General features: G+C 70.0%; 13 protein-coding genes and 1 pseudogene. 9 read left to right on the forward strand and 5 right to left on the reverse strand.

What is annotated here, in order from left to right:
* Positions 1–115 precede the first annotated feature (115 nt).
* The 5 genes from GLX30_RS26550 to GLX30_RS26570 all read left to right on the forward strand — a co-directional run bounded on the left by GLX30_RS26550 (position 116) and on the right by GLX30_RS26570 (position 5,643).
* Complete coding sequence (locus GLX30_RS26550; protein ID WP_159693017.1) at positions 116–1,276, forward strand: branched-chain amino acid ABC transporter substrate-binding protein; 1,161 nt, start codon at positions 116–118, stop codon at positions 1,274–1,276.
* 191 nt (positions 1,277–1,467) lie between these two features.
* A complete protein-coding gene (locus GLX30_RS26555) occupies positions 1,468–2,391 on the forward strand; it encodes a branched-chain amino acid ABC transporter permease (protein ID WP_159693019.1) in 924 nt (307 codons plus the stop codon).
* The gene (locus GLX30_RS26560; RefSeq protein ID WP_159693021.1) at positions 2,388–3,773 is read left to right on the forward strand and encodes a branched-chain amino acid ABC transporter permease; all 1,386 of its coding nucleotides are present in this window, start codon (positions 2,388–2,390) and stop codon (positions 3,771–3,773) included. The genes GLX30_RS26555 and GLX30_RS26560 overlap by 4 nt, the downstream gene beginning before the upstream one ends.
* A complete protein-coding gene (locus GLX30_RS26565; protein WP_159693023.1) occupies positions 3,773–4,879 on the forward strand; it encodes an ABC transporter ATP-binding protein in 1,107 nt (368 codons plus the stop codon). Before GLX30_RS26560 ends, GLX30_RS26565 begins: the two co-directional genes overlap by 1 nt.
* A gap of 74 nt (positions 4,880–4,953) precedes the next feature.
* Entirely contained in the window at positions 4,954–5,643 is a 690-nt protein-coding gene (locus GLX30_RS26570) for an ABC transporter ATP-binding protein (RefSeq protein WP_307710323.1), read from the forward strand.
* A gap of 87 nt (positions 5,644–5,730) precedes the next feature.
* Here GLX30_RS26570 and GLX30_RS26575 read toward each other — a convergent pair whose 3' ends face one another.
* Both GLX30_RS26575 and GLX30_RS26580 read right to left on the reverse strand, forming a co-directional pair.
* Complete coding sequence (locus tag GLX30_RS26575) at positions 5,731–6,189, reverse strand: hotdog fold thioesterase (protein ID WP_159693027.1); 459 nt, start codon at positions 6,187–6,189, stop codon at positions 5,731–5,733.
* A gap of 67 nt (positions 6,190–6,256) precedes the next feature.
* Positions 6,257–8,535, reverse strand: a pseudogene (locus GLX30_RS26580) (FdhF/YdeP family oxidoreductase).
* 132 nt (positions 8,536–8,667) lie between these two features.
* Here GLX30_RS26580 and polA point away from each other — a divergent pair.
* Positions 8,668–11,376, forward strand: a complete 2,709-nt coding sequence (gene polA, locus GLX30_RS26585; protein WP_159693029.1) for a DNA polymerase I — start codon at positions 8,668–8,670, stop codon at positions 11,374–11,376.
* Positions 11,377–11,487: 111 nt separating this feature from the next.
* Here polA and GLX30_RS26590 read toward each other — a convergent pair whose 3' ends face one another.
* Positions 11,488–12,345 carry a DUF4184 family protein gene (locus tag GLX30_RS26590; RefSeq protein WP_159693031.1) on the reverse strand — a complete coding sequence of 286 codons (858 nt, stop codon included), beginning with the start codon at positions 12,343–12,345 and terminating at the stop codon, positions 11,488–11,490.
* Between the two features lie 211 nt (positions 12,346–12,556).
* Between GLX30_RS26590 and GLX30_RS26595 the strand changes: the two genes are divergently transcribed.
* The 3 genes from GLX30_RS26595 (at position 12,557) to GLX30_RS26605 (ending at position 15,535) form a co-directional block, all read left to right on the forward strand.
* Entirely contained in the window at positions 12,557–14,269 is a 1,713-nt protein-coding gene (locus GLX30_RS26595; RefSeq protein WP_159693033.1) for a lytic transglycosylase domain-containing protein, read from the forward strand.
* A 133-nt stretch (positions 14,270–14,402) separates the two neighbouring features.
* The gene (locus GLX30_RS26600) at positions 14,403–14,540 is read left to right on the forward strand and encodes an SPW_0924 family protein (protein WP_159693035.1); all 138 of its coding nucleotides are present in this window, start codon (positions 14,403–14,405) and stop codon (positions 14,538–14,540) included.
* A gap of 8 nt (positions 14,541–14,548) precedes the next feature.
* Positions 14,549–15,535, forward strand: coding sequence for a DUF3068 domain-containing protein (locus GLX30_RS26605; protein ID WP_159693037.1), 987 nt, complete (start codon positions 14,549–14,551; stop codon positions 15,533–15,535).
* 15 nt (positions 15,536–15,550) lie between these two features.
* On the opposite strand, the gene hrpB is transcribed toward GLX30_RS26605, so the two are convergent.
* Positions 15,551–18,037 (reverse strand): ATP-dependent helicase HrpB, encoded by a 2,487-nt coding sequence (hrpB, locus tag GLX30_RS26610; protein WP_159693039.1) that lies wholly within the window; start codon positions 18,035–18,037, stop codon positions 15,551–15,553.
* A gap of 175 nt (positions 18,038–18,212) precedes the next feature.
* Positions 18,213–19,016, reverse strand: a complete 804-nt coding sequence (locus GLX30_RS26615) for a methyltransferase domain-containing protein (protein ID WP_159693041.1) — start codon at positions 19,014–19,016, stop codon at positions 18,213–18,215.
* Positions 19,017–19,164 lie beyond the last annotated feature (148 nt).

A 19,164-nucleotide genomic window follows, 5' to 3' on the forward strand; every position in this document is an offset into this window, starting at 1 on the left:
GTGCCCGAACGCCCGATTACATTCCCCGCACACCGCACGGACAAGCGGTGTCCTGTGAGGGGATGCCAACTTCCCCCGCTGACAAGATCGTTCGCGCGGCTCCGAGGGGTTCGTAGTGCTGAACAAGACCATCATCAAAATGGCTATACCGCTGGCCGTGGGTGCTCTGGCCCTGACCGGGTGCGGCAGTGACTCCGGCAGCGGTGACGGCGCCGTGAAGATCGCATTCCAGGGTCCGCTCTCCGGCGACAACGTCGCGCTGGGCGAGAACATGCAGAACGGCGTGAAGCTGGCCATCGACCAGGCCAACGCCAAGGGTGACCTCGACTTCAAGCTCGAGTACGTCGCCGGTGACGACCAGGGTCTGCCGGACAAGGCCACGGCCGCCGCGCAGAAGATCATCGACGACGAGGGCGTCGTCGCCGTGGTGGGTCCCGCCTTCTCCGGGCCGACCAACACCTCTTCGCCGCTGTACGCGGAGTCCGGTCTGGTGACGGTCTCGCCGTCCGCGACCAACCCGCTGCTGACGGACAAGGAGAACGGCTTCACCAGCTTCCTGCGCGGTGTCCCCAACGACAACATGCAGGGCGCCGGCATGGCGACCTACTACGCCAAGAAGCTGCAGGCGAAGAAGGTCTACCTGATCGACGACAAGACCGACTACGGCGTCGGCCTGGCGACTGTCGCCGAGAAGGGTCTGAAGGACGCCGGTATCGAGGTCGTCAAGAAGTCCGTCCCGCAGAAGACGCCGGACTACTCCGCGACCGCGAAGGACGTCGTCAACTCCAAGGCCGACGCGCTGATCTACGCCGGTTACTACCAGGACGCGGCTCCGTTCGCGAAGAAGCTCAAGGACGCCGGCTACAAGGGCGCGGCGATCTCCGGTGACGGTACGAACGACATGAAGTTCGTCGAGCTCGCGGGTGACGCCTCCGAGAGCTGGTTCCTCACCTGCCCCTGCACCGACGCCACCGTCGAGGCGGGCACGAAGAAGTTCGCCGAGGACTACCAGAAGGAGTTCGGCCGCGCGCCGGGTACGTACTCCGCCGAGGCGTACGACATCGCCAACATGATCATCGCCGAGGTCAAGAAGTCGGGTGCGGACGTCGAGCGTGAGGCTCTGCGTGACGCGCTGGCGAAGGCTTCCTACAAGGGCCTGACGAAGACCTTCTCCTTCGGTGAGAACGGTGAGTTCACCGGCACCGACGTCTACCTGTACCAGGTCAAGGGCGGCAAGATCGGGTACCAGGGCAACATCAACGAGCTGGCCGGCTGACGCTGGGGCTTAGTGGCTGATGCCACGCGACAGGGGGCCGGGAGGCGGTAGTTCTCCCGGCCCCCGTCCGCGAAGTGGGGCGTTCGGTTCCCTGTCCGGTGCCTTCCACTGTTTCGAATGATTCGCCCGCGGGCCGCCCTCGTCGCCACGAGCGCCGCCGCCCGCTCAGCTCCCACAAGGAAGTCTGCTCCATGTCCCTTCAGGAATTCTGGGACTACCTCGTCCTAGGGGTGATGCTCGGCTCGCTGTACGCCGTCATCGCCATCGGCTACACCCTTGTCTACGGCGTGCTGCAGCTGATCAACTTCGCGCACAGCGAGGTCTTCATGCTCGGCGCCTACGGCAGCCTCATCGTCCTTCAGCTGGTCAGTCCGGGGGACAACCCGTCCGCTCTGGCGTCCATCGGCTTTGTCGCTCTCGCCATGGCGGGGTCGGCGCTGTTCGGCGGCGTCACGGCGTACGGCCTGGAGAAGGTCGCGTACCGACCACTACGCAGACGTGGCGCGCCGCGGCTGATCTTCCTGATCACCGCGATCGGCGCCTCGTTCTTCCTGTACAACCTGGCCGGCAAGCTGTTCGGGCGTGACCCGCTGCCGCTGCCGGAGATGTACGACAACCACACCGTGTTCTCGCTGTTCGGCGCGGGTGTGAACATCACTCAGATGCTCCAGTTCGCGACGGCCGTGGTCATGATGGTCGCGCTGGACCTGCTGGTGACCCGCACGAAGCTCGGCAAGGGCATCCGCGCGGTCGCCCAGGACGCCGAGGTCGCCGGCCTGATGGGCGTCGACATCGACAAGGTCATCTCCCGCACCTTCATCATCGGCGGTGTGCTGGGCGGTGTGGCGGGCTTCCTGTTCGCCAACCTGAACCAGGTGTCGTACACGATGGGCTTCATACCCGGTATCACCGCGTTCGCCGCGGCCGTCGTGGGCGGCATCGGCAACATCCGCGGTGCGATGTTCGGCGGCATTCTGATCGGCATCGTGGAGACGATGACGGTGCCGCTGCTCGGTGACGAGTGGCGCAGCGTCTCGGCCATGGTCGTGCTGATTCTTGTGCTGATGTTCCGCCCGATGGGCATCCTCGGTGAGCGAGTGGGGAGGGCGGCATGAGTACGGTCGACACCTCGAAGAACCTGACGCCGTCTGCGGCGTCGAAGCTGCGCCGTACGGCGTGGTACCAGTCGGAGCGTTTCTCCCGTCTGTGGGCGATGATCGCCCTGGGTGTGCTGCTGGCCCTGGTGACGGGCGAGCAGGGCAACACGCGTGACATCTTCTTCTCGATCAAGGACACGTTCACGGGCCCCAACCTGTGGGTGTGCCTGGGTCTTACGGTCGGTGTGTGGGCGCTGCGGGAGTTCGCGGCGGCGCCGATCAAGGGTGCGGTCACGAAGGCCAAGGAGTCGGCGGGTTCGGCTGTCTCCGGTGGCCCGGTGGGCACCCTGCGGGAGCGGCTGCGGACCGACAAGCGGGTGAAGCTGGGTGGCATCGCCCTCCTGCTGATCCTGGTCCTGGTCATTCCGTCGGGTCTTGAGCGGACCTGGCAGACGGTGCTGGTGGACCAGATCGCGATCTTCGCGCTGCTGGCGATCGGCCTCAACGTGGTGATCGGCTGGGCGGGTCTGCTGGACCTGGGCTTCTTCGCCTTCTTCGCCGTGGGTGCCTACTCGACGGCGTACTGGACGGGCCGGCTTCCGATCGAGCCTCCGGTGGTGCTGAACAACTTCTGGGTCATCCCCGTCGCGGTGATCACGTGTCTGATCTGTGGTCTGCTGCTGGGTGCTCCGACGCTTCGGCTCCGGGGTGACTATCTGGCGATCGTGACGCTCGGTTTCCACGAGATCATCTACCTGGTGGCGAAGAACGCGGACGGGATCACGGGCGGTCCGCAGGGTGCCCGGCTGATCCCGGACTTCTCGATCGACTTCGCGGGCTTCGAGTACAAGTGGTCGATCAAGCCGCTGCCTTACTGGTACCTGCTGGTCTTCTTCATCGTCCTGGTGATCATCCTGTTCTCGCGTCTCGAGCACTCGAGGGTGGGACGTGCCTGGACGGCGATCCGTGAGGACGAGATCGCGGCCGCTGCGAACGGCGTCAACACGGTGCAGTTCAAGCTGATGGCGTTCGCGATCGGCGCGTCGACGTCGGGTGTCGCGGGTGTGATCTTCACCAGTAAGTACGGGTACATCAACCCGGAGGTCTTCCCGCTTCTGCAGTCGATCCTGATCCTGGCCTACGTCATCTTCGGCGGTATGGGTTCGATCCCGGGTGTGCTGATCGGTACGGCGATCCTGGTGTGGCTGCCGGAGGCGCTGAAGGACTGGGTGGACCCGTCCGACCGGTACATGTATCTGGGCGCGCTGCTGGTGATCATGATGATCTACCGGCCTCAAGGTGTCTGGCCGTCCCGGCGAAGGCAGCGTGAGCTGAAGATGGCTGAGGAAGGCATCGGCGACGCGGACGCGATGTCCGAGCCGGCGGGAGGCAAGGTCTGATGAGCACGGACGTGAAGAGCGACGCGACGGCCGGTGCGCAGCCTTCGGCCGGTGGTACCGATCTGGTGCTGCAGGCGTCGGATGTGACGCTGCGGTTCGGCGGGCTGACCTGTCTGGACCATGTGGACGTCAACATGTGCCGGGGCGAGGTCCTGGCGGTGATCGGGCCGAACGGTGCGGGTAAGACCTCGCTGTTCAACTCGCTCACCGGGGCGTACACCCCGCAGGAGGGCAAGATCGTCTTCCGTTCGAAGGACGGCGACGAGAAGTCCCTGCTGGGCAGCAAGCCGCACATCGTCAACCGTGTGGGTGTGGCGCGTACGTTCCAGAACATCCGGTTGTTCGGTGCCTTGACGGCGCTGGAGAACGTCAAGATCGCGGCGGAGACCCGGCTGAAGGCCGGCCCCGTCTCGATCATGCTGGGTCTGCCGAACGCGGGTAAGGCGGAGCGGCTCAGTGACGAGCGTGCGCACCGGCTGCTGAAGTTCGTGGGCCTGGAGGACAAGCTCAACGAGATCGCGGGCAGCTTGTCGTACGGCGACCAGCGCAGTCTGGAGATCGCGCGGGCGCTGGCCACGGATCCGCAGGTGCTGCTGCTGGACGAGCCGGCCGCCGGTACGAACCCGACGGAGAAGCTGGAGCTGGAGCAGCTGATCCGACGCATCAACACGGAGCTGGGCATCAGCGTGCTGCTCATCGAGCACGACATGCGTCTGGTGATGTCCGTGGCGGACCGGGTGATGGTGCTCAACTTCGGCAAGAAGATCGCCGAGGGGACGCCGAGCGAGGTGCAGCAGCACCCGGCGGTGATCGAGGCCTATCTGGGCGCGTCGGCCGAGGACGCGGAGGTGGTTCAGGCCGCCATCGCGGAGCAGCACGCGGCGGACGGTCCGCAGGAGCCGGCGTCGGCCGGGTCCACGTCCGAGGAGCCGGGTTCGGACGAGCCCGCTTCCGAGGACTCGGGTTCGGACGAGCCGGGTTCTGACGAGCCTGCTTCGGACGGGTCCGCGGCGGACGATGCCTCTGACGAGGTGTCGTCCGACGCGGAGTCGTCGGACGGAACGGCGCCGGGCGAGACGACGGCGGACGAGGAGAGCGGCAAGTGAGCACCACGACTGAGCTGCAGAAGGACGCCGGTACGGCGGGCACTTCGGAAGAAACGCTGCTCGAACTGAAGAGCATGCGCGTGTTCTACGGCGCCATCGAGGCCATCAAGGGCATCGACCTGACCGTGCGCAAGGGTGAGATCGTGGCCCTGCTCGGCGGTAACGGCGCGGGCAAGACGACGACGCTGCGCACCGTCTCGGGCATGCTCCAGCCGCGCCACGGTGAGGTGCTGCTGCGCGGTGAGCGGATCGACGGCATCAAGTCGCACGAGCTCGTGCGGTTCGGCATCGGTCATGTGCCGGAGGGCCGGCGGGTCTTCTCGACGATGACCGTGCGGGAGAACCTGGAGATGGGCGCGTACCGCTTCAGCTCGGTCGACATGGCCGAGATGGACCGGGTGTTCACGCTCTTCCCGCGTCTGGCCGAGCGGCGTTCGCAGCAGGCGGGCACGCTGTCGGGCGGTGAACAGCAGATGCTGGCGATCGGCCGTGCCCTGATGGGCAAGCCGGAGCTGCTGCTGCTGGACGAGCCGTCGATGGGTCTCGCGCCGCTGATCGTGCAGCAGATCTTCGAGATCATCGAGGAGATCAACAAGCAGGGCACGACGGTGCTGCTGGTGGAGCAGAACGCCACGCAGGCGCTGGGTCTGGCGAACCGCGGCTACGTCCTGGAGACGGGTGAGGTCGCGATGTCGGGGCCGGCGGCGGATCTGCTGGCGGACAACCGGATCCGTGCGGCGTACCTCGGTGAGGGCGCGGCCTGACGGTCCGTGAAGCGATGAGGGAGGGGCCGGGAAGCATCTGCTTTCCGGCCCCTTTCCGTGTCCTGCGGGTCTTGCGCGAAGGCTGGTTCAGCCCTGGGCGTCGCGGAGCAGGCAGGTGAGCCGGGCGGTGCAGACGCGCTTGTCGCGCTCGTCGGTGATCACGATCTCGTAGGTGGCGGTGGAGCGGCCGCGGTGGACGGGGGTGGCGACCCCGGTGACCATTCCGGAGCGGGCGCCGCGGTGGTGGGTGCAGTTGAGGTCCACGCCGACGGCGATCTTGGAGGGGCCACCGTGCAGCATGGAGCCGACGGAGCCGAGGGTCTCGGCGAGGACGGCGGAGGCGCCGCCGTGCAGCAGGCCGTACGGCTGGGTGTTGCCCTCGACGGGCATGGTGCCGACGACCCGGTCCGCAGCGGCCTCGATGATCTGTACGCCCATGCGCTCGCCGAGGTGTCCGGCGGAGAAGAGCGCGGGCAGGTCCACCCCGAGTTCGGCGTACTCGTCGATGACCTCTTGCGGGAACTTCACGGTGGTCTGCTCGCCCATGCCGGCTCCGATCGTATGACTGTCTGGTCCTGTGGTCGTCTGCTCGTCCTGCTGCCTGAGCGAACGCTTAGACGGTTGGTGATTGTTCCAGACGTACGATCACGGACTTGCTGGCGGGGGTGTTGCTGGTGTCGGCGGTGGAGTCCAGCGGGACCAGCACATTGGTCTCCGGGTAGTACGCGGCGGCGCAGCCGCGTGCGGTGGGGTAGTGGACGACGCGGAAGCCGGGGGCCCGCCGCTCCACGCCGTCCTTCCATTCGCCGACCAGATCGGCGTACGAGCCGTCGGCCAGGCCGAGCTCGCGGGCGTCCTCGGGTGGACCAGGACGACCCTGCGGCCGCCCTTGATGCCGCGGTAGCGGTCGTCGAGACCGTAGATCGTGGTGTTGTACTGGTCGTGCGAGCGCAGGGTCTGCAGCAGCAACCGGCCCTCGGGGATCTCGGGGTACTCGACGGGGGCGGCGGTGAAGTTGGCCTTGCCTGTGGCGGTGGGGAAGCGGCGCTCGTCGCGCGGGCCGTGCGGCAGGGTGAAGCCGCCGGGGCGGGCGATCTTCGCGTTGAAGTCCTCGAAGCCGGGCACCACGCGGGCGATCCGGTCGCGGATCGTGCTGTAGTCCTGTTCGAAGTCCTCCCACGGCGTGGTGGAGGAGGAGCCGAGGACGGCGCGGGCCATCCGGGCGACGATCGCGGGCTCGGACAGCAGGTGGGGGCTCGCGGGGGTGAGGTTGCCGCGGGAGGCGTGGACCATGCCCATCGAGTCCTCGACGGTCACCACCTGCCTGCCGCCCGTCTGGATGTCCTTGTCGGTACGGCCGAGGGTGGGCAGGATGAGCGCCCTGCGGCCCGTGACCGCGTGCGAGCGGTTGAGCTTGGTGGACACGTGCACCGTCAGCCGCGCGCGGCGCATCGCGGCCTCCGTGACCTCCGTGTCGGGGCTCGCCGCCACGAAGTTGCCGCCCATGGCGAAGAACACCTTCGCCTTCCCGTCGCGCAGCGCCTCGATGGACCGCACGACGTCGAGTCCGTGGTGACGCGGCGGGGCGAAGCCGAACTCCTTCTCCAGGGCGTCCAGGAAGGCGGGGGCGGGGCGCTCGAAAATGCCCATGGTGCGGTCACCCTGGACGTTGGAGTGCCCTCGGACGGGGCAGACGCCCGCGCCAGGGCGGCCGATGTTGCCGCGCAGCAGAAGGAAGTTGACGACCTCGCGGATGGTGGCGACGGAATGCTTGTGCTGGGTGAGGCCCATCGCCCAGCAGACGATGGTGCGGCGGGAGTCGAGCACCATCCGCAGGGCCTGCTCGATCTCGTCACGGCCGAGGCCCGTCGCGGCGAGCGTGGCATCCCAGTCGGCGGCCCGCGCCGCGGCCGCGAAGTCCTCGAAGCCTTCGGTGTGCTCGCGTACGAACTCCTCGTCGACCGCGCCCCCGGTCTCCAGGATCAGCTTGTTGAGGAGACGGAACAGGGCCTGGTCGCCGCCGATGCGGATCTGGAGGAAGAGGTCGTTCAGTGCGGTGCCCTTGAGCATGCCGCGCGGGGTCTGCGGGTTCTTGAACCGCTCGAGACCGGCCTCGGGGAGCGGATTCACCGAGATGATCTTCGCGCCGGAGGCCTTGGCCCGCTCCAGCGCGCTGAGCATCCGGGGGTGGTTGGTGCCCGGGTTCTGCCCGGCGACGATGATCAGGTCCGCCTGGTGCAGATCCTCCAGCGAGACGCTGCCCTTGCCGACGCCGATGGTCTCCGTGAGCGCCGAGCCGGAGGACTCGTGGCACATGTTGGAGCAGTCGGGCAGATTGTTCGTGCCGAACTCGCGGGCGAACAGCTGCAGCAGGAACGCCGCCTCGTTGCTGGTGCGGCCGGAGGTGTAGAACAGCGCCTCGTCCGGGGATCCGAGCGCGCGCAGTTCCTCCGCGATGATCGCGAAGGCGCGCTCCCAGGTCACCGCCTCGTACCTCTCGGCGCCCTCGGGAAGGTACATCGGCTGCGTGATCCGGCCCTGCTGCCCCAGCCAGTAGCCGCTGCGGCTCGCGAGATCGGGGAGCGGGTGCGCGGCGAAGAAGTCGGGCGTCACCCGGCGCAGGGTCGCCTCTTCCGCGACCGCCTTCGCGCCGTTCTCGCAGAACTCGGCGACATGGCGTTTGTCGCCCTCCGGCCAGGCGCAACCGGGACAGTCGAAGCCGTCCTTCTGGTTGACCTTCATCAGGGTGCGGGCGGTGCGGCCCACTCCCATCTGCTGCTGCGCGACGCGCAGGGTGTGGCCGATGGCGGGCAGGCCGGCCGCCGCGTGCTGCGGGGCCGCGACCTGCGGGGCGTCCTGGACCGGGTCCCCTGCGGGCGGCTTGCTGGCCATCACGCTCTCCTTCGAGCCGTGCCTGTGCGATACATCTGCCGTACGTACCCGATCCTGTCACGGGCCTCCGACAAGCGGTGAGCCAAGGCCGGGCGGTCGGGAATGTCAGCGGTGCATGGCAGGATCGGGGTCGTGGCTGAGACAGCATCGAAGAAGACGGCAGACAACCGACCGCGCCTGCTCCTCATGGACGGGCACTCCCTGGCGTACCGGGCGTTCTTCGCGCTGCCCGCGGAGAATTTCACGACCGCGAGCGGCCAGACGACCAACGCGATCTACGGCTTCGCGTCGATGCTGGCGAACACCCTGCGTGACGAGGCGCCCACCCATTTCGCGGTGGCCTTCGACGTCTCCCGCAAGACCTGGCGGTCGGCCGACTTCCCGGAGTACAAGGCGAACCGCTCCAAGACGCCCGACGAGTTCAAGGGCCAGGTCGAGCTGATCGGCGAGCTCCTCGACACGATGAACGCCGAGCGGTTCGCGATCGACGGCTTCGAGGCGGACGACGTGATCGCCACCCTCGCCACCCAGGCTGAGGCCGCGGGCTTCGAGGTGCTGATCGTCACCGGCGACCGGGACTCGTTCCAGCTGGTCAGCGAGCACACCACCGTGCTGTACCCGACCAAGGGCGTCTCCGAGCTGACCCGCTTCACCCCGGCGAAGGTCGAGGAGAAGTACGGCCTCACCCCGCAGCAGTACCCGGACTTCGCCGCACTGCGCGGCGACCCGTCCGACAACCTGCCCGGCATCCCCGGCGTCGGTGAGAAGACCGCCACGAAGTGGATCAGCCAGTTCGGTTCGTTCGCGGCGCTCGTCGAGCGCGCGGACGAGGTCAAGGGCAAGGTCGGCCAGGCGCTGCGCGACCACCTGGAGGCCGTCAAGCTCAACCGCCACCTGACGGAGCTCGTGCGCGACGTGGAACTGCCGAAGGCCGTCACCGACCTGGAGCGCGCACCCTACGACCGGACCGCGCTGAAGGGCTTCCTCGAGGTCCTGGAGATCCGTAACCCCAGCCTGCGGGAGCGGCTGCTCGCGGTCGACCCCGGAGCCGCGGAGGAGGAGCCGCCGGCCCCCGAGGCGGGTGTGGAGCTGGACGGGACCGTGCTCGGCGCCGGCGAGCTGGCGTACTGGCTGGAGCAGCACGGCAAGCAGCCGCTCGGCGTGGCCACCGTCTCCGCTTGGGCGCTGGGCGTCGGCAGCGTCAGCGAGGTCGCGCTGGCGGCCGCCGACGGCAAGGCCGCCTGGTTCGACACGACCCAGCTCGACGAGTCCGACGAGCGGGCGTTCGCCTCGTGGGTCTCCGACCCGTCCCGCCCGAAGGTCATGCACAACGCCAAGGACGCACTGCGGGTCTTCCCCGAGCACGGCTGGGAGATCGCCGGCGTGACCATGGACACGGCGCTCGCCGCCTACCTGGTCAAGCCCGGCCGCCGTTCGTTCGCCCTGGACGCCCTGTCCATCGAGTACCTGCACCGTGAGCTGGCACCCGCCGCCGCGGACGGGCAGCTGGCGTTCGGCAGCGACGAGCAGGCCGAGGCCGACGCGCTGATGTCCCAGGCCCGCGCCGTCCTGGATCTCGGCGAGGCGTTCGGCGGGAAGCTGAAGGAGGTCGGCGCCGTCGAGCTCCTGCACGACGTCGAACTGCCCACCTCCCTGCTGCTGGCCCGGATGGAGCGGCACGGCATCGCCGCCGACCGCGCCCACCTCGAGGCCATGGAGCAGCAGTTCGCGGGCGCCGTGCAGCAGGCCGTGAAGGAGGCGCACGCGGCGGTGGGGCACGAGTTCAATCTCGGGTCCCCCAAGCAGCTCCAGGAGGTCTTCTTCGGCGAGCTGAACCTGCCGAAGACGAAGAAGACCAAGACCGGCTACACCACGGACGCCGACGCGCTCGCGTGGCTCGCCGCGCAGACGGAGCACGAGCTGCCCGTCATCATGCTGCGCCACCGCGAGCAGGCCAGGCTCCGCTCGACGGTCGAGGGCCTGATCAAGACCATCGCCGCCGACGGCCGCATCCACACCACGTTCAGCCAGACCGTCGCCGCAACGGGGCGCCTCTCCTCCACCGACCCGAACCTGCAGAACGTGCCGGTGAGGACGGACGAGGGCCGCGCGATCCGGCGTGGATTCGTCGTCGGCGAGGGCTACGAATCCCTGATGACGGCCGACTACAGCCAGATCGAACTGCGGGTCATGGCCCACCTGTCGGAGGACGCGGGCCTGATCGAGGCGTTCACCTCCGGCGAGGACCTGCACACGACCGTCGCCTCCCAGGTGTTCTCGGTCAAGCGGTCCGCCGTCGACGCGGAGATGCGCCGCAAGATCAAGGCGATGTCGTACGGGCTGGCCTACGGGCTCTCGGCGTTCGGCCTCTCCCAACAGCTGGGCATCGAGCCCGCCGAGGCACGGGTCCTGATGGACACCTACTTCGAGCGGTTCGGTGGCGTGCGGGACTACCTGCGGCGCGTCGTCGACGAGGCGCGGGCGACCGGCTACACGGCGACGATGCTCGGCCGTCGCCGGTATCTCCCCGACCTCAACAGCGACAACCGGCAGCGGCGCGAGTCCGCCGAGCGGATGGCGCTCAACGCACCGATCCAGGGCACCGCGGCGGACATCGTCAAGGTCGCCATGCTCAACGTGGACCGGGCACTGAGGGACGCGGAGCTGTCGTCCAGGCTGCTGCTCCAGGTCCACGACGAAATCGTCCTGGAGATCGCCCCCGGCGAGCGCGAGCAGGTCGAGACACTGGTGCGCCACGAGATGTCCTCGGCCGTATCGCTCCGCGCCCCGCTGGACGTCTCGGTCGGCTCGGGCACGGACTGGGAATCGGCAGCCCACTGACGCCTGCGGCACGCCCCCGGGTGGGGGCGTGCCGCCGCTCGTGTTCGAAGACCGGCCCGTCACCTCGGCGCACCGGGCCGTCACCTCGGCGCACCGGGCCTCAGGGACCCGTCACCCCTGACGCACACCCCGCTCAGGCAGCGGCGGCGCCTCGGAGGGTTCAGGAACCGGTCCCCGTCCGCGCCCACGCACCCGCACAGCCGTGGCGTAGAGCACCAGCCCCACGGCCAGCCCCGCCCCCGCCCCGAAGCATGCTGTCGGGATGATGTCGAGCGGCGTCTCGATCCGGCCCCAGTACTGGTACCAGCGCACACACCGGTGCGCGACACCCGCCAGCACGCACACCGCGATGAACCCTGCCGCCAGCAGCCGGGCCCGACGGCCGAGCAGCATCACGGGCGCCTCCGGTGACGCTGGCGCACGCCGCAGCGCCGACGCCGTGAACCACACCAGCGCGACGAGCGCCACGGCCGAACTGCCGTACTGCGTGTACGTGTAGAGCGGGAAGCCCGCGACGACCTCCCCGAGGACCGGCATCATCCGCACCCCCCACCGGTCGAAGTGGGTGAACGCGTCCCACACGACATGCGTACTGGCCCCGATCACCGCCGAGACGTAGAACCACAGGGCCGCGGTGACCGGCGGCCGGACCCTGGGCCGCCCGCGCAGCAGTGTGTACACCCGCCCCTGCTGTGCCGTCGGCAGCAGCGCGACGAGCGGGTCCCGCATCAGCAACCAAAGGCAGGCGAGTACCCCGGTGATGGCGACGTCGACGGTCAGCACGCCCAACACCCCGTGCGTCACCTCCCCGTAGCCCATCGCGTCGGGAAGGAGACTCGCCGCGAAGTACGTGGTGTCCGGTGCGAACGACCCGAGGACGAGTGCCGACGCGTACAGCCGACCGCGCGCTGTCCCGTTCCTCCGCAGACCCGGCAGCACCGCCGCGGCGTGACTGATGGTGAACGGCATGGCGACGCCCCCTGTGGCCGGTGTTGATCAGTGGGCCCAGTATGCGTGATGCCCTGCGGCGATGGGCGTCCGGAATCCGGCGACGAGCAGGAGGTGGCGAAGTAGTGAAAACCGGTCAGTGCACGGTGTCCCGATGTCTCAAGGTGCACTAGGGTCACGTGAGTCCGCGCTGGGGAGCGCGTACAGCAGCTGATGGGGAGGGGACAGACGTATGGCAGCGCAATTCGGCCGCCGGCTGCGCAGGGGGGCGACGACGACGGCGGTTGCCGCCGCTGCCGTGGCCGCACTCTCGGCGTCACAGGCGCCCGGAGTCACGTCCGCCGTCTCGGGCACCGGGCAGGAGGCGTCGGACGCGGCCCCGCCGCCCGGAACACCGGTGACCGGAAACTCCCCGTACTACACGGACCTCCCGCCGCTGAACACACCCGACAAGCCCGGCACTTCGGGCGATCTGCCGGAACTCGGCGTGGGTGAGGCCGGTATACCCGCATCCGTCCTCGCCGCCTACAAGCAGGCCGAGCAGACCATCGCCGCGTCCGACCCGGCCTGCCGGCTGCCCTGGCAGCTGCTCGCCGCCATCGGCAAGGTCGAGTCGGGGCAGGCCAGGGGCGGCAGGGTCGACGCGAACGGCACGACGCTCACCCCGATCCTCGGCCCCGTCCTCAACGGTGTCGGCTTCGCGAACATCTCCGACTCCGACAACGGCGCCTACGACGGCGACAAGGTGCACGACCGTGCCGTCGGGCCGATGCAGTTCATCCCGCAGACGTGGGCGACCTGGGGCCAGGACGCCAACGCCGACGGCCGCAAGGACCCCAACAACATCTACGACGCGGCGCTCGCCGCGGGCCGCTATCTGTGTGCCAACGGCCGCGACCTCGGCAACAAGGACGACCTCGACCAGGCGATCCTCGGCTACAACCACTCGCGGGAATACCTGCGCACGGTGCTGTCCTGGTTCGAGTACTACAAGCGCGGCGCCCACCAGGTCCCCGACGGGGCGGGCGTTCTGCCGGTGGGCGACGGTCCCGACAGCTCGGGCCCGCTGCCGACGCCGAGGCCCACCCCTACGCCGGGCCCGTCGACTCCCACGCCGAAGCCGACGCCGAGCCCCACGCCGGGCCCGTCGACTCCCACCCCCACGCCGACGCCCACGCCGACGCCCACGCCGACCCCGCCTCCGACGGCCACTCCGGCCCCCGCTCCCGTGAGCCGTATCGAGGACGCCGGCACCGGGCCGCTGACGGCCGTGGCCGGGCGGAAGTTCACCGAGCGGGTCACGGTCCGCGCCGAGAACGCGAAGGGGAAGCCCGTCGTCAAGGTGGCGGTCCGGTTCATGATCGTCGGTGACACCGACACCCGATTCGCCGATGGCCGGACCGAGGCGGTCGTGGCCACAGGGGCGGACGGCACGGTCAGCGCCCCGGCGCTGGTCGCGGGGGAGAGGACCGGTGCCTTCACGGTGCGGGCCACCGTCGTCGAGCGCTCCCTGCCCGGCGTCGAGTTCAAGGCCACGGTCACCGAGCGGGAAGCGGACAGCATCGTCCGGACCGATACCACGATCCTGACGGCCACCGCCGGTGGTGAGTTCGCGGACGTCATCCGCGTCAGGGCCGCATGCGACGGAGTCGCCGCCTCCGGTGTCGCGGTCTCCGCCACGATGATCGCGTCCAAGGAGACCGGGGCGGAGAACGACAAGGGGCCGTACTTCAAGAAGTCCGACGGCACGGTCGTCCGCACTCTGACCGGCCTCCGCACCGGCGCCGACGGCATGCTCGAGCTTCCGAAGGTCTTCGCCGACGACAACCAGGGCACCTTCGTCCTCCGGCTCACCGCTCCCGGCGGCGGCAGCCTGGACATCGAACTGCAGGTGACGGCACCGGCGAGCACCACCCCGTCGCCCTCCCCGTCGCCGACCCCCTGACCGAGGGCTGTGCCCGCACCGCCCCTGCCCCGCCCGCCGGGACAGGGGCGGTGCTGTGTGTTCTCTTCTTCCGGTCACGTTGCTACGGTGCCCACACCTGACGACCTATCAGATCTGTTCCGGGAGGCCGAGCATGCGCGCCCTCGTCGCCGCCGCCGTCGGACTCGCCGCCGCCCTCGCCCTCGTGCTCACCGTCACGGCGATCGGCGCACCGGCCGGCGAGACCTCGCCGGAGCCGCTGCTGACGACCGTCCCCGGCCCCAAGGACTGAGGGACGCCATGCGCAGCAGAGCCGGTCTCGTACTCGTCGCCCTGGCGGTCTTCTTCGCCGCCCTGTCCCCGCTGCTGCGCTGGTACGCCTTCCCCCGGCTCGCCAAGATCCCCGCCGGCCAGTACCAGGAGATGGTGCTCGAGGCGAAGCCCGCGACGCTCCTCGACTACAGCACCCTCGAGGCGAAGAAGGTCGAGAAGGTCACCATCGTGCAGACCCTCAAGGGCAACGTGGAGGAGTCCGAGCGGATCGAACGCACCGCGGGCCGCGACGTCGTCGTCTGGGACTCCCTCTCCTACATCCAAGGGCCCGACGGCGCGATGGTGTCGCAGATCCCCGAGCGCTACATCTTCGACGCGCACACCCAGGAGCCGGTGCACGCCACCGGCGAGTCCGTCGACGGCGACGCGGTGCGGCGCGAGGGCATCGAGTTCAAGTGGCCGTTCCTCACCGAGAAGCGGGACTACGTGTACTTCGACGCCCAGGCCCGGACATCCGCCCCCATCCACTACAAGGGCACCCGGGAGTTCCGCGGTCTGGAGGTGTACTACTTCGAGCAGACCATCCCCTGGACCAAGGTGCCCTACCCGAAGCGGATGCCCATCCCCGGAATCGACGCGACCACCCTCGAGAAGCAGACCGGCACCACCCGCTGGTACACCACCAAGCGCATGTTCTGGGTGGAACCAGTCACCGGAGCGCCCGTGAACGGCGAGGAGATCCACCGGGAGGAACTGCGCGGCGGCTCCCTGCTCGGTGGGCGCGACAAGGTCACCGCCTTCGCCGGGCATGTGAAGATGCGCCCCGACTACGTCGACTCCACAGTCGAGCTGGTCACCTCCCAGCGCCGTACGGTCCTGCTCATGACCTCCCACCTCCCGTGGGGGTTCCTGGTCGCAGGCCTTGGACTGCTGGCCCCGGCCCTGTGGCTGGAGGCACGCCGCCGCCCCGGCCCTGCGGGCGTCGCACCCGCTCCGGAACCGCTCAGGGCCTGAGCTGTACCGAACCGCTCAGGGTCTGAGCCGCGCCTTCGTGTGCCGCGTCGGTTCCGCCGTCGCCGGATCCTCGGGCCAGGGATGCTTCGGATAACGGCCGCGCAGCTCCGCCCGCACCGCCCGGTAGCCCTCACGCCAGAACGAGGCCAGATCCGCGGTGACCGCCGCCGGCCGGCCGGCGGGGGAGAGGAGGTGCACCACCACAGGTACACCGGCGACCTCAGGCGTCTCGCGCAGCCCGAACAGTTCTTGGAGCTTCACCGCGAGCACCGGCTGCTCCCCGCCGTACTCGACCCGTATCCGGGACCCGCTCGGCACCTCGATCCTCTCCGGCGCGAGCTCGTCCAGCCTGGCCGCGTCGCCGGTCGCCCACGGCAGCAGCCGCTGCAATGCCTGACCGGCCTGGATGCGGCCGAGGTCCGCCCGCCGCCGGGCGCGGGACAGCTCCGGCTCCAGCCACTCATCGGCCCGATCGAGCAGCTCTGCGTCCGACACGTCCGGCCACGGCGCGCCCAGCACCCTGTGCAGGAAGGCGAGCCGCTCGCGCAGCCCGTGCGTCTCGCGCGTCCAGTGCAGCAGCCCGAGCCCTTCCCGCCGCAGGCCCTCCAGCAACGCCTCTCGCACCAGCCCGGGGTCGGGCGTGCTCAAGGGGCGTACGGACAGCTCGACCGCACCCAGGCGCTCCACGCGCCGGGCCACCACGTCACCGTCCTCCCAGTGGACATCCTCGCTCCGGGACAGAAGGTGGGAGGCGGCGTGGCGGGCGCCGTCCTCGTCGAGGACGGCGGCGAGCCTGATCCGCGCGGACACGGCGGTGGCGGGGCGGTCGGCGACGGCGACCGCCAGCCAGGGGGCGTCGCGCACAGCCGATCCCGCGTCGAGCAGGCCTCCGGTGCCGGAAGCCATCAGATACGCCCCGTCCCCGCGCCGCCGCGCCACCCGCTCAGGGAACGCGAGCGCGGCGACGAGCCCCGCGACGGCGTCGTCGCCGGACGGTCCCGCCGGGTGCCCCGTGCCGCCGCCGAGTGACGACTCCAGCCGGCGGATCTCCGCACGCCACCGTGCTCCGTACGCGTCGTTGCCGCGCCGGGCCGCTCGCCAGGCGCCGGCCAGGTCGTCCCCGTACTCCCGCGGCGGTTCGTCGCTCAGCAGCGCCACCACCTCGGCCGCGCGCCGGGCGCCCACCTGGGCGGAGCCGTCGAGGAGGGCCCGGGCCAGCCGCGGATGCACGCCCAGCCGCGACATCCGGGAGCCACGGCCGGTGGCCCTGCCCGACGCGTCGACCGCGCCGATCGCGGCCAGCACCGAGCGCGCGGCGGCCATTGCGCCCGGCGGAGGAGCGTCCAGGAGTGCCAGACCGGCGGCTGCCGGGTCGCCCCAGCACGCCACGTGCAGGGCGAACGCCGTCAGATCCGCGACCTTGATCTCCGGGGCGGGGAAACGCGGAAGCCGGGTGTCCTCCGCCTCCGTCCAGCAGCGGTACACCGCGCCGGGCCCCTCGCGGCCGGCCCTGCCCGCCCGCTGGCGACCGGAAGCCTGCGAAGCCCGCACGGTCGTGAGGGCGCTCAGGCCCCGCGCGTGGTCCGTGCGTGGCTCACGCGCCAGCCCGGAGTCCACGACGACGCGCACTCCCGGCACGGTCAGGGACGATTCGGCCACCGACGTCGCGAGGATCACCCGGCGGGCGTCACCGCCGGAGAGCACCGCGTCCTGGACGGCCGTCGGCGCCCGGCCGTGGACCTGGAGGACTTCCGGGCCCGCCCCCGCGAGCTGCCCGGCCACGCGGCCGATCTCGCCCACGCCCGGCAGGAAGCAGAGCACGTCCCCCTCACGTTCCTCGAGCGCCCTGCGCACCACGGAAGCCACATGCGTCAGCAGCGCGGGATCGACCCGCATCCCGTGCGGCGGCCGAACCGGACGGGCAGGAGGGGCCCAGACGGTCTCGACCGGATGCGCGATGCCCTCGGCCCGCACCACCGGCGCGTCGCCGAGGAGCCGCGCCCACCCTTCCGCGTCCGTCGTCGCGGAGGCGGCCAAGAGCCGCAGCTCCGGACGCAGGGTGGCGCGTACATCCAGCAGGAAGGCGGCGACGGTGTCGGCGTCGAGATGCCGCTCGTGGCACTCGTCGAGCATCACCGCGTCCACACCGGCCAGCTCCTGGTCGCGCTGCAACCGCTGGAGCAGCACGCCGGTGGTGACAACCTCCACGACGGTCTCCGGACCGACCACGCGCTCGCCGCGGACGGTGAAGCCCACCCGGCCGCCCACCTTCTCGCCGAGGAGCCAGGCCATCCGCCGCGCCGCCGCGCGGGCCGCTATCCGGCGTGGTTCGGCGACCACGACCCTGGCGCCGGTCTCGGCGAGGACCAACGGCACCAGCGTGGTCTTGCCGGTGCCCGGCGGAGCGCACAGCACGGCCGTGCCGTGCTCGTCGAGCGCGCCGAGCAGCTCGTCGACGGCATGGCGGACGGGAAGGCGGTCGATTGCGTCGTTTCGGATCACGGGCTCAGTCTCGTACGTCCCGGCGAACCGCGGACGCGGCTGTCCACAGCCCCGGTGGGCCTGTACGACAATCCGGCGCGGTGTGGTCGTTCCGCGATGACCAGCCTCCCGCGCCGGACGGTCTTGGCGACGCGGTCCGTCGCATGCGCCGCGGTCCTTCGTGTCGGCTCCGCGGTCAGTCCCGCTCGCAGACGAAGATCGCCGTCCCCGGGATCAGGTTGCCGCGCAGCGGGGACCAGCCGCCCCACTCCTGGCTGTTCCCGGCGGGCCACTCGGGCTCGACCAGGTCGACCAGCCGGAAGCCGCCGGCCACCACGTCCCGCACGCGGTCACCGAGCGTCCTGTGGTGCTCCACGTAGACCGCTCGGCCCTCCTCGTCCTGCTCCACGTAAGGCGTGCGGTCGAAGTACGACGCGGCCACAGACAGGCCTTCCGGCCCCGGCTCGTCCGGGAACGCCCAGCGGATCGGGTGGGTCACGGAGAAGACCCAACGCCCGCCGGGCCGCAGCACCCGCCTGACCTCCCGGAACACCCGTACCGGGTCGGCGACGAACGGAACCGCGCCGTAGGCGGAGCACGCCAGGTCGAAGGCGCCGTCCCGGAACGGCAGCACGCCCGCGTCCGCCTCGACCAGCGGCACCTCTCCGCCGATGCGCAGCGCGTGCTGCAACTGGCGGTGGGAGAGGTCGAGCGCCACCGGCCTGGCGCCCTGCGCGGCGAGCCAGCGTGAGCACTGGGCAGCGCCGGCGCCGATCTCCAGGACGTCCAGTCCCGTCAGTGAACCCGCCGGGCCGAGCAGCGCCGCATCCGCCTCGTCGAGTCCTTCAGGTCCCCATACGAACCGGTCGTCGCCCAGGAACGCGCCGTGTTCACTCTGGTACTCGTCGGCGTTCCGGTCCCACCAGCCGCGGCTCGCCCGGCTGCTCTCCGCATCCCCGGTGCTACGGCGGGTCGCTTCCGGTTCAAAATCTTGGCTCATCGTCACCGTCGTTGTAGTTTGCGTCCAGCGCGCCGAGAACCGGGCTTCGAAAGACGCCATCGTGGCCTCGGCGGACAAGAGTTGTGCCGGAATTGTGGTCTTCCACCCCCGGTGTGCGCCTTCGCGCATTGACCGTGTCCGGCTGCCC

Origin of the sequence: Streptomyces sp. Tu 2975 (assembly GCF_009832925.1) — a bacterium.
Lineage (GTDB): Bacteria > Actinomycetota > Actinomycetes > Streptomycetales > Streptomycetaceae > Streptomyces.